This is a genomic window from Phocaeicola sp. HCN-6420 (assembly GCF_037890145.1).
GTDB lineage: Bacteria > Bacteroidota > Bacteroidia > Bacteroidales > Bacteroidaceae > Phocaeicola.
This window is the reverse complement of record NZ_JBBKBJ010000005.1, coordinates 101,194-126,658: the sequence shown is the minus strand read 5'-3', so window position 1 is coordinate 126,658 and position 25,465 is coordinate 101,194. Positions and strand designations below refer to the sequence as shown.

Sequence of the window (25,465 nt, the reverse complement as noted above, 5' to 3'; positions counted from 1 at the left end):
CCCGCACATCAATGGTTGTGGGTGTGTGCAGGAATCGCATTGCTGGCAGCAGCCAGTTTCACATGCATGGCTCCGGCGGTAACGACTTTCTCTCCTCCCTTCAGGCCTGAAAGGATTTCTACGCGGGCACCGTCGCTCATGCCGAGTTTTACTTCCTGCTTCTTGTATCCTTCGGCATCTACCTGAAGGTATACGAAGTTCAGTCCCTGTTCTTCGGTAATTGCTGAAACAGGCAGACTGATGACTCCCTGCCGTTCTCCCGACAAGAGATAGACTTCGACGAAAGAGCCTGCCAGCATGTCGCCGCGGTTGTCAAATTCGAAAGTTACGGGAATATAGAACGATGCGTCACCCGACGATTTACCGTACGACAGCAGACGGCCTTTCAGGTCGTCCAGCCGGTAAACCTTGTTATCGTAAGGAGTGGTGAAATTGGCCGAAACAATCGATTTCAGTTCGGCATAATAACGCTCGGACACCTCAGCCTTCAGTTGCAGGCGGCGTGTCTGAGTAACGGTCAGCAAAGGCTGTCCCACGGTCACGTAATCGCCTTCCTTTACCAGACACGACTTGACGTATCCTCCTATCGGCGACTTGACCGATACTCCCTTGCCGTCCTTGCTGGGCGAAAGGGCTTCGTAAGCGATACGGGTATTCTCATAATTTTCTTTTAGCAGACTGAAATCTTTCTGCGAAACAATCTGCTTGTCCACCAGCTTGGCAGCACGTTCGTATTCACGCTTGGCCGTTTCATAGGCGATACGGGCACGTTTCACGGCATCTCCTTCCTGAATGTGCTGCGAAGAAACCGTCAGCAGTGCCGTACCGGCACCTACCTGCATTCCCTCGGTCAGCGGGCGGGTAAAAGTCACTACCCCCGACACACCAGCTACAACGGTAGCCTCATCTCCCTGAGCCGCCAGAATCTGTCCGCTGGTAGCAATCACGCTTCGGAACGTACCGGGCTGTACTTCTTCCACCTTCACTCCGGCAGCCTTCGCCTTTTCCGGAGTAAGAATAATTTCATCGGAATGAGCTGCATGTGCTTCCTTCGCCTCAGCCTCCGCTTCATGGCCATGTTCGTCATGACCGCCACAAGAGCCCAGCATACATGCAGCCAGAGCTCCCATCCATATATAATGCTTCATTTGAATGTAATTTATGTATTAAACACAATGATTTAGCTGTCCGCACCACAAAGGTACGGATATCACGCTGCAACCAGATTGCAGTCTTTTATACACGAATTACAGAAGCGGGAGGAGCGCGCAGTCCTGCTACCCGGACAAAATAGTGCGCATGCAGACTTTCTACATACTGTGCCCAGTCGGCATCGGCATCATCGGCCGGCAAATCCAGTACGTGCAGTACCGGAATTAACGGATAAAGTATGGAATAAAAAGAATAATCGGGAGCAATGTCGGACAGATGCTGGTCGGGCGTACTGCACTGAAAATGCGTCACACAACCACTGCCACACGAATGGCGGTCGGCATCACCGCTATGATGCATGTTGCCGCTGCATGTTTCTGTGCTACCGTACGAAACCAGATCGGACGACAAGCAGAATATTTCCGAATGATGATGGTGCGGAAGTACCTGGGCAACCAGCATCAGCATGCAGATTACCAGCAAAAAATACGATTTTAACTTCCGCTTCATCATCCGTTTGTTATCTAACTATTATAAAATCAGGCTTCTTCATCGCCATTGTCTTCAGCCACCGGCATGGTAACAAGTACCTTGTCGATACGTGCTCCGTCCATGTCGACGACTTCAAAACTGAAGCCGTTCCAGTCGAGCGTTTCACCGCTGGTAGGAATATGCTGCAATTCTTTCAGAATCAAGCCTCCTAAGGTATGGTATTCCGAAGACTCGAATAAATCGCTGCGGTTAAAGTAACAAAGAAAATCGTACAGCGAACACTGTCCGTCTACCAGCCAGCCTTCCTTGTTTACCCGCTTGATGATATCGGGTTCCTCACCCGGATCGTCGACGTTACCTACCAGACCTTCCAGAATATCGCGCAAAGTAATGATACCCGTACATACGCCAAACTCGTCGCAAACCAGTCCGCGACTGATTTTCTGTATTTTCATCTGTTCGAGTACCTTATACACATTCATGCTCTCGTGGAAATAAGCAGGCTCATGAATCAGCGAAGCCAGCTTGAAGTCGGGTTTCGACAAGTGTACCACCAGATCCTTCAGGTTGACGATTCCCTTCACATGATCCAGGTCACCGTCGGCTATCGGATAAAACTCGAACAGGTTTTCGTTTACCACCGCTCTCACTTCATCGGCAGTCATGTCCATATCCAGCCATACAATGTCACTCTTGTGCGTCATGATAGAGCTTACCTTCAGGTCACCCAGCAGGAACACGCGCTGCATGATGTCTTTTTCTACAGGCTGAACCTCTCCTTCTTCGGTTCCTTCCTCGATGATAGACTTGATTTCTTCTTCGGTCACCTTATTATCGGTTTCCTTGATATTCAGCAAGTTGAAAATAAGTTCCGTACTCTTGGAAAGCAGCCATACGAACGGCAAGGCAATAGAAGCAAGTACCTTCATAGGACGTGCCACCACCTTGGCAGCCTTCTCGGCCACGCTCAGTCCGACACGCTTCGGCACAAGCTCACCAAAAATAATCGTCAGGTAAGTTACTATTACAACGATGACACCCTGAGCCAGCGCAGCGGCGTAAGTGGTAGAAACTCCCCACGAAATCATGGTCTGAGTCAGGTCGGAAGCAATCCGGTTGCCCGAATAGATACCGGTCAAAATACCAATCAGGGTAATTCCGATTTGTACAGTAGAAAGAAAGCGATCGGGGTCATTAGCCAGTTTCAAAGCAACCTTTGCAGACTTACTGCCCTTTTTCGCATCAGAAGAAAGCCGAGATTTACGAGCTGATATTAATGCTACCTCGGACATAGCGAAGATACCGTTAAGTACTATCAACCCGACAATTATGATTATCTCATCCATATAAAAAATAAGTGTGTTTGCCTCACAAATATAACGCAATGTTCCATGACTGTGAAAGATAGCTTACACAATTAAGCAGTTTTAACAGATATTTCTTATAAAATGTTCCGGTCTGTACATTTTGTTCTCAAACTGAATACATTTCTGTCATTTCGGCTATCCCTTTCCAGCCGTTTCAGCCAATCAAGTTTTCTGTTTTTCGACCGATACGGAGTTTCCTAAATTGAAAATACCTATCTTTGGCGCAAAAATTGAAAAAATGGATACTGATTACTTAAATTACTTTGAAGAAAAATTGCAGCAAGAGCTGCTGCGCCTGTGTACCAATTACGGCGTACTCAGCGGTACTCTGCTGGCAAACGACGATATTGATGCCCGCTGGAACGACCTGGCTCCCGAATACATAGCCGATGCCGTACAACAGATACGCGACTACCCCATCGTATCGGTGGCTTGGACTGCTTACCTCGGAATGGCTGTTGCCGTCGAATGGGATGATGACTGGGGCAGCTATGCACAGGCTCCTTACCCCTCGTACTACGGTGAACAGGCGTTCGACGACATGGACGAACACATCGTACGCGACTTTCTGGAGTTGCCGCTCGACGGAGAAGAGGCAAACCAACTGGCTGATATCATCCGCCGCTGCGGACAGACTACTGTGGGTATGATACGTCACGAACAGATTGAACCGCAAAGTACACTGGCATTTCATATCTTTGCCCGCGCCTGCCGTGCCATGTTCCGCATTGGTGCCTCCATCGAGCTGAGACGTCTGGGATACCAACTCGAGAAAGTAGAATTAGGACGGATTTTGAATGAGTTGCCCTCTTAAGTTCTTCCTTTTTTAGTATCTTTGCGCATAACTTATTTGTAAACAATCAAGAAACGAAATAATAGCATGAAGCGGATAAAAGTCACACCTCCCAGCGAGGTAAACGCCGGCATCCAATTGCCTTCGTCGAAAAGCATCTGCAACCGCGCACTGATTATCAACGCCCTTGCCAAAGGGAACTGTCCTCCGGGAAACCTGTCCGACTGTGACGATACACGTGTCATGGTACAGGCCTTGCAACACATGCCGTCCATCATCGACATCATGGCGGCAGGTACAGCCATGCGCTTTCTGACGGCTTTCCTCGCCGTAAGCGAAGGCACGCACATCATTACCGGAACACAGCGCATGCAGCAACGCCCCATCAGCATACTGGTAAACGCATTACGTACCTTAGGTGCCGACGTGGAATATGCCGGAAACGAGGGTTTCCCTCCGCTGCGGATTACGGGACGCAAGCTGGTGAACAGTGAAGTGATACTGCCGGGAAATGTCAGCTCGCAATATATCTCTGCCCTGCTGATGATAGGTCCGGTGCTGAAGAACGGGCTGAAACTCACGCTGACGGGAGAAATCGTATCACGCCCGTACATCGACCTTACCCTGAAGCTGATGCACGACTTTGGTGCCTGCGTAACATGGGTAGGCGAAAACCAACTGGAAGTGAAGCCTCAGTCTTACCGGGCAGTACCTTACTACGTAGAAAGCGACTGGAGCGCGGCTTCGTACTGGTATGAGATCTGTGCACTGTCGGAAAAGGCAATTGTCTGCCTGCCGGGGTTGTTCCGCGAAAGTCCGCAGGGCGATTCGGAAGTGGCACGGCTGTTCGAGCAGTTGGGTGTGGAAACCGTTTACGGCAAACGCGAAATAACTCTCCGCAAGACGGGAAAGGTTACGGCACGCATGGAATATGATTTCGTCAACCAGCCGGATCTGGCACAGACATTCGTAGTGACTTGTGCAGTGATGGGCATCCCCTTCCGTTTCTCCGGCCTGCAAAGCCTGAAGATCAAGGAAACCGACCGCATCGCTGCCCTGATAGCCGAGATGAAAAAGCTGGGATATGTCATCACAGAAAGCGAAGGTTCCGTATTGTCGTGGGACGGTACGCGCTGCACGCCCGAAACCTGCCCCTGCATCGATACTTACGAAGACCACCGCATGGCCATGGCATTCGCCCCTGCCTGCATACGGCTGGGAGATTTATACATCAACAATCCGCAAGTCGTTACAAAATCATATCCGCACTACTGGGAAAACCTGGTACAAGCGGGCTTTAATATCACGGAGGAATAAATTATCATGTGGATACTTATCGTCATACTGGCAGGAGTGGTCCTGTTCGGACTGATTGCCGGATATTTCTACAACCGGAACATACAAAAGAAAATAGACAGTGGAGAGCTGAAGGAAGCTCCTCCCGTCGTAACAGTAGACAGTGAATGCTGCGGACAGCATCAGATTTGCGAAAAGGAAAGTCTGCTGGCTGCCGTAAGCAAACAGATAGAATACTACGACGACGAGGAACTGGACCGCTTCAAGGGACATCCTTCCGACGGATATACGGAAGAGGAAATCGAAGAGTTCCGCGACATCCTGTACTCCATGCAGGAAGTCGACGTGGCAGGATGGAGCCGGAGCCTGCAACTCCGCGGCATCGAACTGCCCGACGAACTGAAAGACGAACTTTTCCTTATCGTAGGCGAACGAAGATTTCACTAATCTTTCCGCCCTGTCTGTTTCACTACCGAATACAACTCTATGGATTTATTAGAACTGTTGCAATATACTTTTTTCCAGCATGCCCTGCTGGGTAGTCTGTTTGCCAGCATCGCCTGCGGCATCATCGGAACGTATATCGTTACCCGCCGGCTGGTATTCATCAGCGGAGGCATTACCCATGCTTCTTTCGGAGGTATCGGTATCGGACTTTATACGGGCATCTCTCCCCTGCTTACGGCTGCTGTCTTTGCGGTCTTGTCGGCCTTCGGCGTGGAATGGCTGAGCAAGCGGAGCGACATGCGCGAAGATTCTGCCATTGCTGTATTCTGGACATTCGGCATGGCCATCGGAATCATCTTCAGTTTTCTGGCACCGGGATTCACCCCCGACTTGTCGTCGTTCCTGTTCGGAAACATCCTGACCATTACGCAAGGCGACATCATCCTGCTGGGAATACTGAGCGTATTGCTGATTGCATTCTTCTCGCTGTTCCTGCGTCCCATCGTAGCCATCGCATTCGACCGTGAGTTCGCACGTTCGCAACACCTGCCCGTAGCTACTTTCGAATACCTGCTCATGATGTTCATCGCACTGACCATCGTGTCGTGCCTGCGCATGGTAGGTATCGTGCTTGCCATCTCGCTGCTCACCCTGCCCCAGATGACTGCCAACCTGTTTACCAACCGTTTCAAGAACATCATCTGGCTGTCCATCGGCATCGGCTACATCAGTTGCCTGGGCGGACTGCTGTTCTCGTACAAATACCAGATACCCTCGGGAGCTGCCATTATCTTTATTTCGATTCTGATATACGTTGCAGCAAAAATCTGCCGGCAGTTCCGTAAACAGGAATAATTATTCCCGATTTTTACTTACTTTTGCAGTAATTCAAAAAACAGATACTTATGGAAATTAAAATTACTTCTCTCGACCATATCCACGAAGCTGCCAAAGAGTTTATCGCAGCCATGGGTGACAATACCGTGTTTGCTTTCTACGGAAAGATGGGAGCTGGAAAAACAACTTTCACCAAAGCTATATGCGAAGAACTGGGAGTGACCGATGTCATCAACTCACCGACATTCGCCATCGTCAACGAATACCGTTCGGAAACAACCGGCGAACTGATTTATCACTTCGACTTCTATCGTATCAAGAAGCTGGAAGAGGTATACGACATGGGGTACGAAGACTACTTCTACAGCGGTGCCTTGTGTTTCATCGAATGGCCGGAACTGATAGAAGACCTGCTGCCGGGCAATGCCGTAAAGGTATACATTGAGGAAAACGAAGACGGAAGCCGTACGGTCCGCTTCGACGCTGAAGAATAATCCCAAGCCATGGCTACACATTACGTCATACAAGCCATATTCGTCATTGTAGGGCTGCTGGCTGTGCTGGCTGCCCTGTTCAACTGGGACTGGTTCTTTACTGCCCGCAACACACAGTTCATTGTTGCCAATGCAGGAAGAACCCGTGCACGCTTGTTTTATGCCGCCATCGGCCTGCTGATGATTGCCACAGGAGTATTCTTCTTCCTTTCCATTCAGGGATATATATAAGTTACGACTAATCCATAAAGTAGCAATTACAAAAAATGCCTCATAGTAAGTTTACTCGAACTTCTTATGCAGGATATATAGAAATATTCACTCAATGCCATAAAATAAGCCAGCCGATTCATCATACACCGATGATGAATCAGCTGGCTTATTTTGTATTATTTCTAAATGCCTCTATTATTTTTTCTCAGCGTTTGTATCTACTTCTGTTTTCACTCCGTTTATATACAATTTACCGCCATTTAAATTTCCTTCTCTGATAAGACCTAACAAGCCTTGATATCTTACAAGTCCGCCATCCTCTGCACCTCTGATGATTCTCTTAGAACCGACAAGAGCGTCCTCTTCTGCGCTAATTGAAACGGTATTTCCAGCAAAAAAGCATGTAGCCACATACAGACATGCACCTCTGCCCGAAGACAAATCTATTTCATAGCCAAAAACCTGCTGGGTTAATTTCTTTATCGTTTCACGGTACGCTTCGTCATAACGCTGAATATCGATATATCCCTTTAAGATATCGTCCAATACAGCCTTATATATCGGATTGGTTTCATCCTTTATTTCTACAATGGAATAAAGAAACTTATTACCGGAAATTGTAGCAGACGTAACGTCGTTGCCTATAAATCCAACAATACCACCGCAATCGCCTCCATCCCATGTATAAGTCATCAGGTGCGTATTTTCAACCACACAGCCTTTCACTTCTATAATACCATCGGAAACAAAACCAACAATTCCACCGACCTTATTGATACCGTTCACCTCGGAGTTAGTGACACGGCAGTTCTCTATCACAACATCGCCATAAGCTTCACCGACCATTACTCCTGAATAAGAATCTGATTTACTCTCATCTCTTACAATCCTAAAATTATCGATATGAAGATTGGCAACAGTACCACCCGCCAGATTCGGTATCAGTCCGCAAGCAACATCATTACTCAGAAGCGTAAGGTTCTTAAGGGTATGACCTCTACCATTTATTGAAAGAGCGATCTTTGAAGCAGAATTCTTGATTTCAGCACCTGCAAAATCGATGTTGCAATTTACTGTTATAACTTTATCATTAAACTGAGTCAAGTTCTTAAGCACATACGCCATATTTGCGGCTGAGTTTACAGTTACAGTATTGCCATCCATATCGGGCTTAACCACAGAAGACCCGTCGTAAACATCAAACGCTGTTCCGGATGTGCCAATTCCCGGTTTGATAACAACCTCCAGCTCGCCTGAATTTGTCAGCAAATCGCCTGTAACAGAAGTCGCACAATCGCGCTGCACAGGAATATCAGAAAATTGATAAGGTTCAAAAACAGTACCTGACTCATTCGAAAAACTTATCGTAAAATTGGCAAGTGTCTGTTCATCCACAGAAGCAAAGAGATAATCGTAAGACAACTGCATGTTGTCACCAATGATAGCTACAGGGACAGCATATTGCAACTTAGCTCCACCAGAAGCTACACCAGTAAGTGCATTGAAAGAGGTATATACAGAACTGAACGATACAGAAACCTTTGCAGGACGATTGGCTCCAGACAGATCATTGAGATCGGATGCATAGATATTCAACTGTGCAAACGGACGTTTCATTTCAACGTTGACCGTATTTCCGTTTCCAGCAAATTCCTGACAAGCATAAAAAGCATCAAGTTGCTCGTTATTACCTGTATATTTAGCTGTATTGCGTGAAATATTCTGCAATCCTCCGGCGGTATCATAAAATCCGTCACTGCTGCCGTCGGCAGAATAATCGGCCCACAACACCAATTTATAAGTCTGACTATTTTGCAGTTTCACTTTGAACTGAGCATAACCCGAAGAGAGCTTGGCAATCTGCCTTTCACTAACAAGGCTATTGTCCGCAGCACTATAAACTTCAAGGATACATCTGTTTATTGCTGCTCCACCTCCAACTTCTCCGGAAGACGTAGATGAAATTTTGGCCAAGATTGTTGTATATCCGTCCAAATCATTGTTCTCGGAAACCGGCGATTCACTACTACAGGAAACAGCTAAAAACAATATTGCCACAAAAAAGAAAACAGTTCTCATATCTTTAAAAAATTAATTATCTATACCAACGGACTCATTCTTCCTTTTTTAGTTGCCCCACAAGAACAACAAGGCTGCAAGGGCTTTATTCATGCAACTGACTTATGCTCACAAAGATAAGCATTTATCTAAAATGACATGCTCAATTGTAAAATTTTTATAACAAAAGGCTCATATCTCTTTCTTTTTCATTCAGGGATATATATAATCAGGAATAAACATCGGGAGAACTCAAAAAGTTCCTCCTCACACTTAACCGGAAATTTGTACAAATTTTCGGTTTTTTTGTACAAAAACAAAAAGGATGTCGTGATAACACAAAAAATCCGCACAAGTCTATGCCGGAACTTTCAGGCATGACTTATGCGGAAATCTCAAACTTAAAATATTATTTCAGGAATAAGGTTAGAACCCAATCTTAAACTGCAAACCGATAACGGAACGACTGCCGCCCACAAAAGTAGGATAATTGATCTGACGACCGGTATTGCCTGCATCGACTATATACTCCGTATCGAATACATTCTTGCCGAAAGCACCGATCTCGTAATACACGTTCTTGGGCTGGAAACGATATCCGGCAGTAAAATTGGCCAGTCCGTAACCATCCTGTGTAAGTTCCGGTTCGTTGCTGTCTTCAAAGTATACCTTCGACTTATACGAGTAAGTGGGGCGGAAATAGATCTGAGAGGTCTTTCCCGTAGGAACAGTTACATCCAGTCCGACCGAGAAACTATGCTTAGGAGTCAGTCGGAAACGATTACCTGCATATTCCTGTTCGATTCCGTTCTCATCCTTCTCGTTGAACTTACCGTCGATGTAGGCATAGTTTCCAAAGATATTCAGGTACCGGCAAGGAGCATAACTCAATCCGGCTTCCACACCAAAGGAATGAGCTTTTCCGGCATCGTCTGCCACATACTTGCTGGAAAGCTGGTCGAAACGCGTCGTCTGGAAATGATTCCAGTCGTAATAATATGCACACAGGTCGTAGTTCAGCCGTCCGTTCAGCAAGGCACCTTTCACGCCAGCTTCGTAACTATAGATAATCTCAGGAGCCAGCCGCGACAAGTCGTCCGGATCGTTGTTATAATAAATCACACCGGGACGTCTGCCTCGAGATACACTGACATAGAAATTGTTCCGCTTGTACATATAGTTCAGGGCTACACGTCCCACCCATGAGAAATAATCGTCGGAAGCAGCGACTTTCTGTCCGCCGGCAGTGGGATGATATATCAGGGATCCAAATACTCCGGGAACAGTCGTCGATGAATATGCCGAATACAGATGCTCGTATGTACCTCTCAGTCCTACGGTCAGAGAAAGACCTTTTACCAGCTTGAAGGTACCGTCAGCAAACACTTCTACCGCCTGATTGGTTCCGTAATTGGTTCCGTTTTCAGAATAATCGTCGGGAAGCGACTGGTTGGAAACGCCTTTCAAAGTAGCCAGAATCGTCTGCCCCTGTGTACCCAGTCCGCCAAGCAACTGGTCGAGATCCATTCCAGCCATAGCCAGCGCCGCCTTCAGGTCGCCATAGATATCGGGTGTGGCAGTAGTCTGTGCCGGTTTCCCGTTTCCGTCGACCAGCGGTGTATCGGGGAACCATTTACCCATCAACTGGTTCATCGTACTTTCTACTACCGGACGCAACTGTTCGGGAAGCTGCGAGGTAAGCAGTGGCAAGAATCCGTTCAGCAGTTCGGAGAACTGTCCTTTCAGATTGCCTTGTATATATACAGGGTACATATTCTGCATATTGGTATGTGCGATTACTTCCTGCGAAGAATGTTCAAAGAAATAACTGGCACCTACAAATCCCGAAAAATGTTTCCGGCTATCGTAGTTGAAACGGAACTCCTGACTGAACTGTGTTCCCCTGGCTTTCTCCTGACAAGCCAGTAAAGGCACATATGTACCATCGGCATCGAACGTTTCATCCGACTGGAATGCACGGAAGCCGGTAATGGAAGACATCTTCCAGTTATCGTTCAGGGTATGGTCGGCCAGGAACGTAGCTCCGCCTACATGACGCTTGATGCCCAGATCATCTCCCTCCTCCAGATTGGCAGGACGGTTCGGGTCGGGATTGCCATACTCCGGCTTATTGGTCTTAAATGAGGTACCGGGATAATTATCGTGCTGATAGTCCAGAATCAGATCGAAAGAAGTCTGGTCGTTTGCCCACAGCTTGGTAGAGTTTCGTAGGGCAATGGCATTTTTCCCATTCAGTCTGCCTCCGGCATCGTTTCGGATAAATCCGTCACGCTGATCGTACGAGAAAGCGAACCGGTTGGCAAGTTTACCTTTTACCAGCGGCGTATTGATAAACCCGTTTGCCAGCTTCTGGTTATAAGTTCCGTACCCCAAAGACAACTCTCCGCTCAGCTTGTCCACCGGTTTATTACGGATAACATGTATACCGCCTATTTCGGCTCCTCTGCCAAACAACGTTCCCTGCGGACCTTTTACAACCTCTACACGCTCCAGGTCGAAAAGTTCGACAGCCGAAGCACGCGAGCGCGAGATGGAAACTCCATCCTGAAAGACGGAAACACGTGGCTGCGAATAGGAAGCCCCGTCGTCTGAGGTAACTCCACGGATAACGTAACCCGGATTGTTCGGACTCTGCAACTGAATCTGTACGCCCGGAATAAACTGTGCCACCTCATCAAACTGATGCAGGTTCAGCTTACTGAGGCTGTTTCCAGAAACGGCACTGACTGCCGCCGGTACCTCGATATTACTTTGCGACTTCTTCTGTGTCGTCACGATGACTTCTCCCAGCGTCTGAGTATCTTCCTTCAGAATGATATCCATTGTTCCCTTAGTAGCCACCTTCTCCACCGGATAATAGCCGATATACGAAAAGACTAGTTCCTCGCCCGGGGCAGTCTGAATGGTAAAGTTACCGTTTATGTCCGTACTTGTTCCCACTCCGCTATCCTTTACCAGAATATTGACGCCCGGAAGTGTTTCTCCTTTTTCGTTTGTAACCCTACCGACAATCGTAGCCATGCTTCGTTGGCAACTGTAGGCTGTAAAGATTCGGCTACAGCTGCAACTGGATAAAAGGCAGACAAAGACAGACTTCCTGCTGCCAGCACCATTCCTAAAATGTGTCTTACCATAAGAAAAACTAATTAATAATTATTTATTAAGTTTCAGAACGATATCGTTGTCTGCGGGAGTCAGGTCATGGAAAAAGCTCTTTCCCAGCACTTTCAGGGCAAAGGCATACTTCCATGAATAACGGCGTAAACTCCGGCATGATTTTTTCAACTCGCTTTTATAGGAGTCGGACATCTTCTCATCCCCTTTCAGATGGGCTACATAGGCCTTGCTCAAGGTACTGCCAGCCTGTTGCCGAATGTCGTACGGTATGCTGGCAGGAAGCATGTCGGATATGATGGTCTGTATTCCCGAACGGGCATAACGTATGGAAAGTTCGTTCAGCGTATTTACCCCCGACAAATGTTCCACACAGCGTGTGCGTATGTTCAATTCCGGATAACAGCAGGTCACAATCCGGACGGGCTGAGGGAAACTGACCGTAGAACCTGTTTCCACATCATAGACACATCGGTTTCCCTTTCCGAAAGCAGTAATGTCCTGTGCATGAAAATGTCCGGTAAAGACTACCCGAAGCCCCAGCTTGCCAAATTCTCTGGCATGCGATTTCCAGTCGTCTATCAGATAATCCTTCATAACCTTTCCCTGCCATTTCCAGTGTTCTACAATACCGTGGTGCATCATAGTCACTATCCGGCAATGCTGCCTGCGGGCTTCTTCTACCTGCCGGCGGATAAACTCCATAGTTTCCGGCTTGATACGTCCGCCGGTCACGCACACATTGTTGTCGAAATCATTTTCCTCGTATTTGCAGGCATCGATAGCCAGCAACCAGGTATGCGAATCCAGCCGTGCCGTATAACTTAATGAATGAGGGTCGCGCGCCAGAGCCTCTCCGTAACCATAATCCTTATAGATACGGGCAAATTCGTCGGGAGTGACAGTTTCGGTACGACGTACCGTATCGCCCTCGAATATGACGGCATGCGGATTGTTTACATCGTGGTTTCCCGGTACGACAAATACCCGGCATCCGTTTTCCCTTAATTGTTTCAGGTAATGATCTGCTACATACCGGTGTGAGATTTTTTCTCCGTCCTTCGTCAGGTCGCCGCAGATAAAGACAAACTCCGGCTGTTCCTGTATCAGTACATGAACAGCCGAGTCGAGCAGCTCCGGACTTTGCTCCAACAGCTTTCTGTCGTGGATGATATAGTTATCGAAAGCCTTCCCCGGTTTATCCAGCAACTCGGGAGCCATAAAATGAATATCCGACAATACTCCGATTTTGAACACTGATGATTGTTGTGCTGCAACAGCCAATATGCCAAGCCAGCATACAGTTAATGCACTAATAATTGTTTTCATACCTTTTCGTCTTTAGACACGGCGAAAATAGAGCGTATACAAGTCAGCAGAATAACGGAAATATTACATTTCATTTACTTTCTGCATCCGGAAAGGACATAAAAAAATCCGGTGACGTTTTTAAAAAACATCACCGGATTTCTCATTTATTCCGCCGACAAATCAATCGACTTGTCCCAATGAATTTCCGTATTCCATTTCGCCCTGAACCACGAAGAATACATCGTCGGGTTCGAAAGGCCCCATGCCGTCTTTCTTGGACTCTTTGACTATGTAGTTTACAATTTCATCCTGGTCGATGTTGATGTAACCTTCGTCATCAGGTTGAGCGTCCAGACAACCACTGGTGGTATAATAGTCTACTATCAAGTCGAGAATGTAATACAGATCGTCGTCCGTAAACTTCTCTTTCAGTTCCTGAGGCAAATAGTTCTTTATAAACTCGATGGTCTTTTCATCGTCCTCATCTTCCAACAAGAAATCGTCATCCATACTCATAGTCGTAATGCGATTTTAAATGATTATTTCAATAAAGCTTCTACTTTTTCCTTCAAGGCAGCCTTTGTAGTAGCACCTACCTGCTTGTCGACTACTTTACCATCCTTGATAAAAAGTACGGTAGGAATGTTACGTACGCCGAACTGTGCAGGAAGATCAGCATTGTCGTCTACATCACACTTACCGATGTTTACTTTATCTTTATATTCTTCTGCCAGTTCTTCAATATAAGGAGCAATCAGCTTGCAAGGTCCGCACCAAGTTGCCCAGAAATCCAAAACTACTGGTTTACCCTCAGCTACAATAGCTTCAAAATTGTCATCTTTAATATTCAATGCCATAATTCTAGTTGTTTAGTTATTTAATTATATACGCAAATATATACTAATTTATTTTATAGTCCAACAATGGCTGACTTTTTAAATAATTTACTATGTCTTTTCTGACGGATATTTTCAGCGTGCGTGACATAAGGTTGACATGCATCTGTCCGTCCTCGTCGCGGATATAGAAGAACAGTTCGGCATTGCCCGGATTTTCTTTCACCAGCGAACTGAATTCCATAATCATCTCGTCGTTGATGGCAGAGAGCGGTGCCGTCACCGTAAGTTTCTCTATCAAGCGGTCTTTCACCTCGGGCAACAGTTCGATGTTGTTGATCTTTATCTCCCATTCGTCCTGCCTCCACTGGCGGGGCTGACACTTGCCATGCATAAACAAGAACATTCCTTCGGCAAAAAAGTTTTTCTTTTCCACCCATTCATTGCCAAAAAATGCAAATTCGGCTGTTCCCGAATAGTCTTCCACCTTTGCTACACCGAAAGGTTTTCCGTTTTTGGTATATCCCTCACGCACGCCGGTAACAATACCTCCCAGCGTCAGGTCGTGGTTCTGCAATGGAGTCAAGTCGGAAAGCTGTGCCATGTGCGTAGTGCAGACATTTTCCAGTATCACCGAGAACTCGTCCAGCGGATGGGCGGAAAGGTAGATACCTACCAGTTCGCGTTCCTTGTTCAGGCGTTCCAGATCGCTCCATGCCGGCGCACGGACTATTTCGGGAGTAGCGATTTCCACTTCATGCTCGCCGCCGAACAAGGAATTGGCAGCAGCAGCCTTGTCCATCTGATACTTGTTTCCGTAACGCACCAGTACTTCGACAAAGGTTTCGTCCTTGGCATTCTTTACGAAGAAATCCTCACGATGGATGTTCGGGAAACTGTCGAAAGCTCCAGCCAAAGCCAGATTTTCGATGTTCTTACGGTTGCATGCCGAAAGATTCACACGCTGTACAAAGTCGAATATATCTTTGAAAGGTCCGTTCTTTTCGCGCTCTGCCAGAATACTCTGCACAGCCGACTCACCTACTCCCTTGATGGCTCCCAGTCCGAAACGAATATCTCCATGACGGTTTACAGAGAACTTCAGGCTACTTTCGTTTACATCAGGTCCCAGTACATTGACACCCGTCGCTTTGCTCTCGTCCATCAGCTTGGTGATTTCGGTGATGTTCGAAATGTTACGGCTCATGGTAGCTGCCATGTATTCCGACGGATAGTTGGCTTTCAGGTAAGCCGTCTGATAGGCAACCCACGAGTAGCAGGTAGCATGCGACTTATTGAAGGCGTAGGAAGCAAACTTTTCCCAGTCGGCCCAGATCTTTTCCAGAATCTTCGGGTCGTGACCGTTCTTCTTTCCTCCCTCGATAAACTTAGGTTTCATGTGATCCAGCTTGTCGCGCAGCTTCTTACCCATCGCCTTACGCAAGGCATCCGATTCGCCTCGGGTAAAGTCGGCAAGCAGACGCGACAGCAACATCACCTGCTCCTGATAGACCGTAATACCGTATGTATCTTTCAGGTATTTCTCCATGACCGGAATATCGTATTCGATAGGCTTGCGTCCCTGCTTACGGTCGATAAAGTCGGGGATATAATCCATAGGTCCCGGACGATAGAGGGCGTTCATGGCAATCAGGTCTTCGAACGTGGTAGGCTGAAGTTCGCGCAGGTACTTCTGCATACCCGCCGATTCGAACTGGAACGTACCGATGGTCCGACCGTCGCTATACAACTTATAGGTAGCCGGATCATCAATCGGAATTTCATCGATATTCAGAATAATGCCTTTACTCTGCTTGATATTCTCGAGGGCTTCCTTGATGATAGAAAGCGTCTTCAGTCCGAGGAAGTCCATCTTGATCAGTCCCGTATCTTCGATGACCGAACCCTCGTACTGCGTCACCAGCATCTTTTCGCCGGTTTCCTTATCATCAGCCGTGCTGACCGGTACCCAGTCGGTGATATCGTCACGGCAGATAATGGTACCACAAGCATGCACACCCGTATTGCGGACGTTACCTTCCAGCATCTTGGCATACTTGATAGTATCGCGGAGCACAGGGTCCGACGAAACCTCGGCAGCTTGCAGCTCGGGTACATAGGCTATGGCATTGGGCAAGTTCAGTTTCTTGTCGGGAATCTTGTCGGGCACAAGCTTACACAGACGGTCGGATTCCGAAAGCGGCAGTTTCTGCACACGCGCCACATCCTTGATGGCAAGCTTGGTCGCCATCGTACCGTATGTAATAATATGAGCAACCTTTTCCTGTCCGTACTTTTCGGTTACCCAGTTCAACACACGTCCTCGGCCGTCATCATCGAAGTCGACATCGATATCCGGCAAGGAGATACGGTCGGGATTCAGGAAACGCTCGAACAGCAAGTCGTATTTGATAGGGTCGATCTGCGTGATACCCAAGCAATAAGCCACTGCCGAACCGGCAGCCGAACCACGTCCCGGTCCTACAGACACATCGAGCTGATTGCGGGCAGCAGAGATAAAGTCCTGCACAATCAAGAAGTATCCCGGGAAACCCATGGTCTTCATGATATGCAACTCGAACTTGATACGCTCTCTCACCTCATCGGTCAGGTGTTCGCCATAACGACGGCGCGCTCCGTCGTATGCCAGTTTTGACAGGTAATCGGCTTCCAGCTTGATACGATACAGTTTTTCGTAACCTCCCAGACGTTCAATTTTTGCCTTTGCCGCAGCCTCGTCCATAACGACATTGCCGTTTTCATCCTGCGTAAATTCATCGAACAAATCTTTCTCGGTGAATTTCTTGCGGTATTCTTCCTCGGTACCAAAATCTTCGGGAATGGCAAAGGTAGGCATGATAGGTGCATGGTCGATGGAATAAAACTCCACCTGATCGCAGATATCGCAGGTATTGGTCAGTGCTTCGGGCACATCGGCAAATACCTCGTTCATCTCCTCACGGGTTTTCATCCATTCCTGCTTGGTATAAAGCATACGGTTCGGATCATCCAGATCCTTACCGGTACTCAGACAGATCAGACGGTCGTGTGCTTCGGCGTTTTCTTCATCTACAAAGTGTACATCGTTCGTGCAGACCAGCTTGATGTTGTATTTTTTCGAATACTCCATCAGCTTCTTGTTGACCACTTCCTGCAACTTATAAGTTTCGTGGTTCGCCCGTGGCACGGTAGCCTTGTGGCGCTGCAACTCGAGGTAAAAATCGTCGCCGAACAAATTCTTGTACCACTGGATGGCTTCTTCCGCTTCGGCAAACTGTCCTGCCGTAATGCGGCGTGGAATCTCACCTCCCAGACATGCCGAGCAGATAATCAGTCCCTCGTGATATTTTTCCAGTTCCACACGGTCGGTACGCGGACGCATGTAAAACCCTTCGGTCCATGCCTTCGAAACCAGCTTAATCAGGTTGTGATACCCTTTCAAGTTCTTGGCAAGCACCACCAGGTGATACCCGCTCTGGTCAGCTTTACCCTCCTTGTCCGTCAGGCGCCGGCGTGCCACGTACATTTCGCAGCCGATAATCGGCTTGAACAGTTTTTTCTTGGCAGCTTCCAGTTGCTCCCGACATTCAGCCAGTTCAGCTTCCGGATTTTCCGACTCGGCTTTTCCGCTTTCCAGTGCGGCAATCTTTTTCTTTAAATCTTTTATCTCGCCATTTGTTCCCCCATTCTTCTTGTTCACATAGTTGAAAAACTCCTTTATACCGAACATATCGCCATGATCGGTTACGGCAATGCCTCGCATCCCGTTGGCAATCGCCTTGTCTACCAAACGGGGAATTGATGCCTGACCGTCCAGAATAGAATATTGGGTGTGGACGTGCAAATGAACAAAATCGTGCATATTTTCATTATTAAAAACAGAGTTCAAAGATACCGAGGTTTCGGAGAACAAACAAAAACAAACGAATAAAGTTATCGTTCATGAATACTTTTTAGCAAAAAAAAATGTAAAGAGGTAATTCTAACGGTTGTTTATTTGGCAGGTTTTTAAATTAAGTATATTTTTGCACGATAAAATGTAACTTTGTTATGACCGGATTAAACAAAATAAAAAAAATAAAGAAAATAAGATTACACCGGGAAGGTACTCACATTCTTGTAACCAGCGCACTTTTATTGCTTCTTATCAATGCTGCATTATACTGGGGAATAGAGTGTAAAATACCTTTCTACATCATAGCTTTTGCCAGCATCATCCTTTATCTGCTGATGGTAAATTTTTTCCGCTGCCCGATTCGTCTGTTCGGCGGTGACACGGAAAAAATTGTTGTAGCTCCGGCAGACGGACGTATCGTTGTTATCGAGGAAGTGGATGAACATGAATATTTCCACGACCGCCGACTCATGATTTCTATTTTCATGGATATTACAAACGTTCATGCCAACTGGTATCCGGTAGATGGCGTGATTCGTCATGTAGATCATCACAACGGACGTTTCATGAAGGCATGGCTTCCTAAGGCAAGCACTGAAAACGAACGCTCGATGGTGGTCATCGATACTCCGGAAGGACATACCGTCATGGCACGACAGATTGCAGGAGCCGTGGCACGTCGTATCGTAACATATGCCGAAAAAGGAGAAGATTGTTACATCGATGAACATATGGGATTCATCAAATTTGGCTCACGTGTAGATGTATACCTGCCGCTGGGAACAGAGGTATGTGTAAAAATGGGACAGAAAACAACGGGTAACCAGACCGTCATCGCTAAATTAATGTAAGGAGGAACATAGATATGGCACATGCAATTGTCCGTAATATTCCTAACACGATAACTTGCTGTAACCTCTTTTCGGGATGTATTGCAGCTTATATGGCATTTCAAGGCAACTACAAGCTGGCTTTGACATTTATTGTTATCGGAGCTGTATTCGACTTTTTCGACGGAATGACGGCACGTTTGCTCCATGTATCCTCTCCTATCGGCAAAGAACTCGATTCACTGGCCGATGATATCACTTTCGGACTGGCACCGGCCGCTATCGCCTTTTCCTTGTTCAAGGAGGTGCATTATCCGGATTTTCTGATGCCACTGGCTGAAATCATGCCATATACAGCGTTTCTGATAGCTGTCTTTTCAGGACTACGACTGGCTAAGTTTAATATCGACAGCCGACAGACAAGTTCTTTTATCGGCATGCCAACTCCTGCCAATGCGTTATTCTGGGCTTCCCTGTCAGTAGGCGGACATGCATTTGTGGTTTCCGACAGTTTCAATGCAATATACCTGTTCATCCTGGTTGTTGTCATGTCACTGTTGCTGGTTGCCGAACTTCCTATGTTTTCATTAAAGTTCAAAGATTTATCGTGGGGGCACAATAAGATAAGCTATATCTTCCTGATTGTCAGTATACCCTTGCTTGTTATTTTCCAGTTAAGTGGCATTGCGGCGGTTATTGTCTGGTATATTCTTCTCTCACTGATAACTCGTAAAAAATGATAAAACAATAATCGTGGCACGGTTGTTGTTATTTTACTACCAAAAACAATAACTATGTTTCATATTTTAGGATTTATATTTTTCTTCGTTCTGATTGTTCTTGTCCTCGGAGTGGCTGTACTTTCTAAAATCATTCGTACAGTATTCGGTCTGGGACGCCGCATGACAGGAAGTTCCTCTGCACAAAGCCATTCGCAAAACCAGCGCAGTTCCTCATACAATTATCGCTCTTCCGACAATGATGAGTCACAGCAGTCTGCCCGGAATGCCTCAGGACGCAAAAAGATTTTCGACAGTGATGAAGGCGAATACGTTGACTTCGAGGAAGTAAAGGAATAATAAACCGATTACAACTTTCACAGTATAAGCATATGCGCAGCAAGAATGGAATATTTTTGCTGCCTAACAATATAGAGAAAAAACAAAGATTCCCCGCTTAAAAGTTTGTCTTGCAATGAAAGAAATCTTTTAAGCGGGGAATCTTTGTATGCGATCGACTGAATGGACTCTTTATTCTTCGTCTACTACATCCTGTATAGGCATCTGACGCTTGATTGCTTCACGGAAAGATATAATGGTTTCCGAGCGTGACAAGCCCAGCGGCTGTAATTTATCGTGGATGATATTCAGTAAATGATGATTATTCTTTGCGTAAATCTTGATAAACATGTCATACTGTCCGGTAGTGTAATGACATTCTACCACTTCGGGAATACGCTTCAGAGCTTCTGTCACCGAATCAAACTGTTCGGGGTCCCGCAGGTATAACCCGATGTAAGCACAAGTTTCATAACCGATCTTTTCGGGATCTATTATGAACTCGGAACCTTTCAGTATTCCTAAGTTGGTCAACTTCTGGATACGCTGATGAATCGCAGCACCTGATACATTGCAAGCACGTGCCACTTCCAGAAAGGGAATACGGGCATTGTCGGCAATCAAGCGCAAAATCTGTTCGTCTAAACTGTCTAATTGATGATGTCCCATTGATGAATTTTTAAATTTGTACAAATATAGTATATTTATTCCATACGAGGGATAGCAATTGTAACTTTTATCATTGTTTTAGCACTAAATTGGCAGATAGTCCTATCTTTGTAAAAAAATTAAATCTTTTGGTTTTATGAAAAAAAACATATTGGCTGCATTATTCATTTCGGCTTTTGTTCAGGCTGGCGGATATGCACAAAACTTCAACGACTTCTTTATTGATAAAACCCTGAGAATAGACTATTTATTCAACGGAAATGCACAGAAACAGGATATCAGCCTCGATGAACTGGTTTCACTTCCCGGATGGGCCGGAAGAAGAAATTTCCTGAGCGAACTGCCGCTGGAAGGAAACGGAGAAATCACCATGCGAGATAAAGCTACAGGAGAAGTTATCTATCGTACTTCATTCTCCAGTCTGTTTCAAGAATGGATCAGCGAGGAAGAGGCAAAACACGTGACAAGAGGATTCGAAAATACATTCTTGCTGCCTTATCCTAAACGCCCGGCTACGGTAACCATCGAACTGAAGAATGCCTACCGCAAATCTTGTACTTCGCTGACACACGACATCGATCCGAAAGATATCTTGATACACCAGCGGGGGATGTCACAGGTAACTCCTCACCGTTACCTGATCAAGAATGGTACTCCCGACAAATGTATCGATCTTGCTATTATGGCAGAGGGGTATACGGAAGAAGAAATGGATGTTTTCTACAAGGATGCTCAAGCTGCTTGTGATGCGATATTCTCACACGAACCGTTCAAAAGCCTAAAGGAACGCTTTAATGTCGTAGCCGTAGCAACTCCTTCGCACGACAGCGGAGTCAGCATACCCCGAAAAGGAGAATGGAAGAATACGGCTGTCAGCTCACATTTCGATACGTTTTATTCCGACCGCTACCTGACAACCCGCAGCGTAAAGGCTATGCACAACTGGCTGGCAGGTATACCTTACGAACACATTATTATCTTAGCCAATACCGATACATATGGTGGAGGAGGTATTTACAACTCTTATCTGCTTACTACGGCTCATCACCCGATGTTCAAACCAGTGGTTGTACATGAATTCGGGCACAGTTTTGGAGGTCTGGCCGACGAATATGCATACGATACGGCTCCCAGTCCGCTATATCCTTACACAATAGAACCCTGGGAACCTAATATCACAACCTTGGTCGACTTTGATAGTAAATGGAAGGATATGGTACCAGCCGGTACCCCTGTACCGACACCTGCAGAAACTGATTCGACTGCCATTTATACCAAAGTCGGAGTTTACGAAGGTGGAGGATATACACTGAAAGGCATCTACCGTCCTACTACCGAGTGCAGAATGAAAATCAACGAGGCGCCTTGTTTCTGTCCGGTATGCGAACGTTCGCTTGAGAAAACAATTCATTTCTATACCGACTAACCATTAATCTATGTTGACACTTACAAAAATTCAGACTAATCACTCCCTCTACAACTTCGTAGAGGGGCTTTTGCATCAGTCATTTCCCGTAGACGAACGTAGGGATGATGATGTACAACGATATAATACCGACCATAATCCAGCTTTCAATTGTTATCTGATTACAGATGAGGAGGGAGAAAACGAAACAGCTATCGGCTTAATCACCGTATGGGAACTGAATGGATTTCGCTATGTAGAGCATCTGGCAACTTCCCCCAAAGTACGCAACAAAGGTTATGGAAAACGTATTATGGAAACACTCAAAGACGAATTTCCGGGTACCATCATTCTGGAAGTAGAACGACCTGAAGATGAAATGAGTATCAGACGAATTGAATTCTACAAACGATGTGGTTTTTCTCTTTGTTTACAGGATTATATACAACCTCCCTACCGAAAAGGAGGCAACAACCTTCCTCTTTACCTCATGTTTTCGGGTACAGCCAGCATCGATGAACAATATCCGGAAATAAGAGATGAAATTTACCGAAAGGTTTATGACGTAAAATAACAGCGGAAAAATCTGACAATGCATGACATTTCTTAAAAAACGGTCATTTACCTGAGAAGGAAAATTCTAAGGGATGATAAATAGACCGGACTACACTACAGCATCGAAAAAATGATTCGTCTTGTCAAAAGTCCCATAAAAACGAAAAGAGGCTACTCCCATAGGAGTAACCTCTTTTTTTAGCTTTATGGTTGAACTATTACTGACGCTGTGTAGCAGAATAGTTAATCTTCAAAGCATAAGCCTGACGAAGAGCCTGTTTTACTTCTGTAACAATACCCATCTTAGTCTTTGCATCGACCTTCAATGAAACTGTCATAAACGGCTTATCAGCTTCTTTCATATTTTCACGTTCCTGATAGATGTAGTCCTGAACCTCTGATGCTTCAGCGAACTTATCATTCAACTGAATACGATCGGTAGTACCCATCTTCTTCTGGTACTCTGGCAAAGGTTTACCAATATAAATGAAAGAAACTAATGATTTCTTTTCAAGCTTTTCCAATTCTGTAGCAGCAGGAACCTTAAACTGTACTTTCAGCGTAACCTCACGCATGCTTGTTACAATCATGAAGAAGAACAACATGGTAAAAATAAGGTCAGGCAAAGAAGAGGTGTTCAATTCCGGCATCTCGCGCTTACCACTCTTATTAAATTTTCCCATGATTAGTTACCTCCATACTTTTTAGGTTCTGCTTCAGAAATCTTCTGTGGATAGTATTCCATGATAGCATCTTTCTGTTCTTCAGAACATTCAGAGAACTCCTTACCAAACTGAGCCTTAGCCAGCTCGTTACGTAATTCATTGTAAGCAGCTACCAATTCGTTCTGAACCTGAAGATAAGCATCATAGCTAGTACCAACGTCGTTCTGTACAGAAATTACATGTTTTTCAGTTATCATTACATCACCAAAGAAAGGAAGAGTCTTCGCATGTTTTTCCGGCAAGTTTGGATCATCCTTCGGGTTAGCAATGAATTCTTTAGCCTTTTCTCTTAATTGCTTAATATCAGACCATTCTCCACCAACCATCAACTGGTCGTCTTTGTTCAAACGAACCTGGAGAACGTTTCTTTCCTTAACAATAATATCATCTTTCTGATCTTTGTTTTCTGGTGGAGGCGGCAAACGTCTCGCCAAACCACGGTCAGTATCCATTGATGTTGTAATAAGGAAGAAGATAAGCAACATAAAGGCGATATCTGCCGTTGAACTTGCATTAATTCCCGGCACTTTTCTATTCCTTTTTGCCATTTTTACTTACTTCGTTTTTAATTTATTAAACTTCAATGTTATGATATTATCTCTTAAAGATACCAGACAAGTTAACCAATGCACCGATTGCAGCGATAGCAAACAATACATAAGTAGAATAAAGGAACATATCTGTTACTTTCAGCATAGTAGCATCTGAGTATTCAGAACCGTCACCTAAAACTACAGTTTCAGAAGAACCTACATTGTAAGTAACGATCAACAGAACTACCAACAGAATCAATCCCAGTAAAGATTTGATAGCACCTTTTGGATTATCTTTCAATGCGCCACCAAACTGAGCGATAGCACCAATAAGTGTAGCAACAACAGTCACAGCAAACATTCCGTACATCAAGTACATCAGTGCTGGCGTATTAGCAGGTTCAACCAAACCTGCAGCATTTGTTTCGTTGTATCCTACTCCGAAGAACATGCCGAGCACAACCAATATAAGGGCGATGCAGACATAGAATACGTAGTAAGAAACTTTGTATGATAATTTAGCCATTGTTCAATAATTATTTTTTGTATTTCAAGTTGTATTTCATGATCATATCAAGCAAAGTGATAGAAGAATCTTCCATCTGGCTTGTGATAGCTTCAATCTTAGAAAGAATGTAGTTATAGAATACCTGAAGAATCAATGCTACAATCAAACCGAAGATAGTAGTGATCAACGCAACTTTCATACCACCGGCAACAACTGTCGGAGAAATATCACCTGCACGCTGGATGTTATCGAACGCCATAACCATACCGATTACAGTACCCAAGAATCCCAAAGACGGAGCCATTGCGATGAACAGTGTAATCCAAGAACATCCTTTTTCAAGGTAACCAGCCTGAACACCACCGTAAGATACTACAGAACGTTCAACAACGTCCAAACCTTCGTCGATTCTCATCAAACCCTGATAGCAGATAGAAGCAACAGGACCACGAGTGTTACGGCAAACAGTCTTAGCACCTTCTACATCACCTTTTTCCAAAGCAGCTTCAACTTTAGCCATCAATTTCTTAACGTCAACTTCAGCCAAGCTCAAGTAAATGATACGTTCAATACAGAAAGCCAAACCAAGTACCAATGCGATAGCTACCAATGACATGAAGCCTGCATCACCTTCGATAAACTTAGTCTTCAACTCTTTGTGCATACTTCCTTCTTCAACTGTAGCAGGAGCAGCTTCGTCTGTTGTTTCAGCAGGAGCAACCTGTTCTGTTTGTTCTGGAGCTGCTGTAGCTGTAGAATCCTGAGCCATAGCTGTCTGAGTCATTCCGAATGAGAGGACTCCCATCACTGCAAGAATTGCAAATAACTTTTTCATTGTGTGTCTAATTTTTAAGAT

The 25,465-nt window shown here is 45.6% G+C and carries 26 protein-coding genes; 11 read left to right on the top strand and 15 right to left on the bottom strand.

All coding sequences use genetic code 11. The features are described 5' to 3' along the window. Positions 1 to 8 precede the first annotated feature (8 nt). From WKT12_RS05060 to WKT12_RS05050, 3 genes are all read right to left on the bottom strand, one after another. A complete protein-coding gene (locus tag WKT12_RS05060) occupies positions 9 to 1,148 on the bottom strand; it encodes an efflux RND transporter periplasmic adaptor subunit (RefSeq protein WP_340318991.1) in 1,140 nt (379 codons plus the stop codon). Positions 1,149 to 1,236: 88 nt separating this feature from the next. Further along, the gene (locus WKT12_RS05055) at positions 1,237 to 1,662 is read right to left on the bottom strand and encodes a DUF6769 family protein (RefSeq protein WP_340318990.1); all 426 of its coding nucleotides are present in this window, start codon (positions 1,660 to 1,662) and stop codon (positions 1,237 to 1,239) included. A gap of 29 nt (positions 1,663 to 1,691) precedes the next feature. After that, positions 1,692 to 2,990 carry a hemolysin family protein gene (locus WKT12_RS05050; protein ID WP_340318989.1) on the bottom strand — a complete coding sequence of 433 codons (1,299 nt, stop codon included), beginning with the start codon at positions 2,988 to 2,990 and terminating at the stop codon, positions 1,692 to 1,694. 259 nt (positions 2,991 to 3,249) lie between these two features. Here WKT12_RS05050 and WKT12_RS05045 point away from each other — a divergent pair, with 259 nt between their 5' ends. From WKT12_RS05045 to WKT12_RS05020, 6 genes are all read left to right on the top strand, one after another. Continuing rightward, entirely contained in the window at positions 3,250 to 3,825 is a 576-nt protein-coding gene (locus tag WKT12_RS05045) for a hypothetical protein (protein WP_021971568.1), read from the top strand. A gap of 66 nt (positions 3,826 to 3,891) precedes the next feature. Next, a complete protein-coding gene (locus WKT12_RS05040) occupies positions 3,892 to 5,121 on the top strand; it encodes a 3-phosphoshikimate 1-carboxyvinyltransferase (protein WP_021971569.1) in 1,230 nt (409 codons plus the stop codon). Between the two features lie 6 nt (positions 5,122 to 5,127). Then, on the top strand, positions 5,128 to 5,547 hold the full coding sequence (locus WKT12_RS05035) for a hypothetical protein (protein WP_021971570.1): 420 nt from the start codon (positions 5,128 to 5,130) through the stop codon (positions 5,545 to 5,547). 39 nt (positions 5,548 to 5,586) lie between these two features. After that, positions 5,587 to 6,402, top strand: a complete 816-nt coding sequence (locus WKT12_RS05030) for a metal ABC transporter permease (protein ID WP_340318988.1) — start codon at positions 5,587 to 5,589, stop codon at positions 6,400 to 6,402. Positions 6,403 to 6,452: 50 nt separating this feature from the next. After that, a complete protein-coding gene (gene tsaE / locus WKT12_RS05025; RefSeq protein WP_021971572.1) occupies positions 6,453 to 6,878 on the top strand; it encodes a tRNA (adenosine(37)-N6)-threonylcarbamoyltransferase complex ATPase subunit type 1 TsaE in 426 nt (141 codons plus the stop codon). Between the two features lie 9 nt (positions 6,879 to 6,887). Continuing rightward, complete coding sequence (locus WKT12_RS05020) at positions 6,888 to 7,109, top strand: immunity 17 family protein (RefSeq protein ID WP_021971573.1); 222 nt, start codon at positions 6,888 to 6,890, stop codon at positions 7,107 to 7,109. Between the two features lie 177 nt (positions 7,110 to 7,286). On the opposite strand, the gene WKT12_RS05015 is transcribed toward WKT12_RS05020, so the two are convergent. The 7 genes from WKT12_RS05015 to dnaE all read right to left on the bottom strand — a co-directional run bounded on the left by WKT12_RS05015 (position 7,287) and on the right by dnaE (position 18,293). Then, a complete protein-coding gene (locus tag WKT12_RS05015) occupies positions 7,287 to 9,170 on the bottom strand; it encodes a DUF6562 domain-containing protein (RefSeq protein WP_340318987.1) in 1,884 nt (627 codons plus the stop codon). A 405-nt stretch (positions 9,171 to 9,575) separates the two neighbouring features. Continuing rightward, positions 9,576 to 12,191 carry a TonB-dependent receptor gene (locus WKT12_RS05010; RefSeq protein ID WP_340318986.1) on the bottom strand — a complete coding sequence of 872 codons (2,616 nt, stop codon included), beginning with the start codon at positions 12,189 to 12,191 and terminating at the stop codon, positions 9,576 to 9,578. Then, entirely contained in the window at positions 12,122 to 12,304 is a 183-nt protein-coding gene (locus WKT12_RS05005; RefSeq protein ID WP_340318985.1) for a hypothetical protein, read from the bottom strand. The genes WKT12_RS05010 and WKT12_RS05005 overlap by 70 nt, the downstream gene beginning before the upstream one ends. A gap of 19 nt (positions 12,305 to 12,323) precedes the next feature. Next, entirely contained in the window at positions 12,324 to 13,613 is a 1,290-nt protein-coding gene (locus WKT12_RS05000) for a metallophosphoesterase family protein (RefSeq protein ID WP_340318984.1), read from the bottom strand. A 162-nt stretch (positions 13,614 to 13,775) separates the two neighbouring features. Continuing rightward, positions 13,776 to 14,111 carry a hypothetical protein gene (locus tag WKT12_RS04995; RefSeq protein WP_022232720.1) on the bottom strand — a complete coding sequence of 112 codons (336 nt, stop codon included), beginning with the start codon at positions 14,109 to 14,111 and terminating at the stop codon, positions 13,776 to 13,778. A gap of 23 nt (positions 14,112 to 14,134) precedes the next feature. Continuing rightward, the gene (trxA, locus tag WKT12_RS04990) at positions 14,135 to 14,452 is read right to left on the bottom strand and encodes a thioredoxin (RefSeq protein WP_021971577.1); all 318 of its coding nucleotides are present in this window, start codon (positions 14,450 to 14,452) and stop codon (positions 14,135 to 14,137) included. A 43-nt stretch (positions 14,453 to 14,495) separates the two neighbouring features. Then, positions 14,496 to 18,293, bottom strand: coding sequence for a DNA polymerase III subunit alpha (gene dnaE / locus WKT12_RS04985; RefSeq protein WP_340318983.1), 3,798 nt, complete (start codon positions 18,291 to 18,293; stop codon positions 14,496 to 14,498). A gap of 188 nt (positions 18,294 to 18,481) precedes the next feature. On the opposite strand from dnaE, the gene WKT12_RS04980 reads away from it, so the two are divergent. Genes WKT12_RS04980 through WKT12_RS04970 form a run of 3 tightly spaced genes read left to right on the top strand, consistent with a single transcriptional unit; the run spans position 18,482 to position 20,235 of the window. Further along, entirely contained in the window at positions 18,482 to 19,177 is a 696-nt protein-coding gene (locus tag WKT12_RS04980) for a phosphatidylserine decarboxylase family protein (RefSeq protein ID WP_021971579.1), read from the top strand. A 14-nt stretch (positions 19,178 to 19,191) separates the two neighbouring features. After that, a complete protein-coding gene (gene pssA, locus WKT12_RS04975; RefSeq protein WP_340318982.1) occupies positions 19,192 to 19,896 on the top strand; it encodes a CDP-diacylglycerol--serine O-phosphatidyltransferase in 705 nt (234 codons plus the stop codon). Positions 19,897 to 19,950: 54 nt separating this feature from the next. Beyond that, positions 19,951 to 20,235, top strand: coding sequence for a DUF4834 family protein (locus tag WKT12_RS04970; RefSeq protein ID WP_340318981.1), 285 nt, complete (start codon positions 19,951 to 19,953; stop codon positions 20,233 to 20,235). Between the two features lie 171 nt (positions 20,236 to 20,406). On the opposite strand, the gene WKT12_RS04965 is transcribed toward WKT12_RS04970, so the two are convergent. Next, positions 20,407 to 20,883 (bottom strand): Lrp/AsnC family transcriptional regulator, encoded by a 477-nt coding sequence (locus tag WKT12_RS04965; RefSeq protein WP_021971582.1) that lies wholly within the window; start codon positions 20,881 to 20,883, stop codon positions 20,407 to 20,409. 136 nt (positions 20,884 to 21,019) lie between these two features. Between WKT12_RS04965 and WKT12_RS04960 the strand changes: the two genes are divergently transcribed. Both WKT12_RS04960 and WKT12_RS04955 read left to right on the top strand, forming a co-directional pair. Continuing rightward, positions 21,020 to 22,309: a M64 family metallopeptidase gene (locus WKT12_RS04960; RefSeq protein WP_021971583.1), complete on the top strand. Its 1,290-nt coding sequence runs from the start codon at positions 21,020 to 21,022 to the stop codon at positions 22,307 to 22,309. A gap of 10 nt (positions 22,310 to 22,319) precedes the next feature. After that, a complete protein-coding gene (locus WKT12_RS04955) occupies positions 22,320 to 22,862 on the top strand; it encodes a GNAT family N-acetyltransferase (RefSeq protein WP_340318980.1) in 543 nt (180 codons plus the stop codon). A 199-nt stretch (positions 22,863 to 23,061) separates the two neighbouring features. Here the strand turns inward: WKT12_RS04955 and WKT12_RS04950 are convergent, their stop codons facing one another. From WKT12_RS04950 to WKT12_RS04935, 4 genes are read right to left on the bottom strand one after another with little or no spacing between them, the layout of a single operon-like run. Next, positions 23,062 to 23,526, bottom strand: a complete 465-nt coding sequence (locus WKT12_RS04950; protein WP_340318979.1) for an ExbD/TolR family protein — start codon at positions 23,524 to 23,526, stop codon at positions 23,062 to 23,064. Positions 23,527 to 23,528: 2 nt separating this feature from the next. Continuing rightward, positions 23,529 to 24,116 (bottom strand): ExbD/TolR family protein, encoded by a 588-nt coding sequence (locus WKT12_RS04945; protein ID WP_021971586.1) that lies wholly within the window; start codon positions 24,114 to 24,116, stop codon positions 23,529 to 23,531. A gap of 46 nt (positions 24,117 to 24,162) precedes the next feature. Beyond that, a complete protein-coding gene (locus WKT12_RS04940) occupies positions 24,163 to 24,627 on the bottom strand; it encodes a hypothetical protein (protein WP_021971587.1) in 465 nt (154 codons plus the stop codon). A 10-nt stretch (positions 24,628 to 24,637) separates the two neighbouring features. Beyond that, positions 24,638 to 25,444: a MotA/TolQ/ExbB proton channel family protein gene (locus WKT12_RS04935; protein WP_340318978.1), complete on the bottom strand. Its 807-nt coding sequence runs from the start codon at positions 25,442 to 25,444 to the stop codon at positions 24,638 to 24,640. Positions 25,445 to 25,465: the final 21 nt, after the last annotated feature.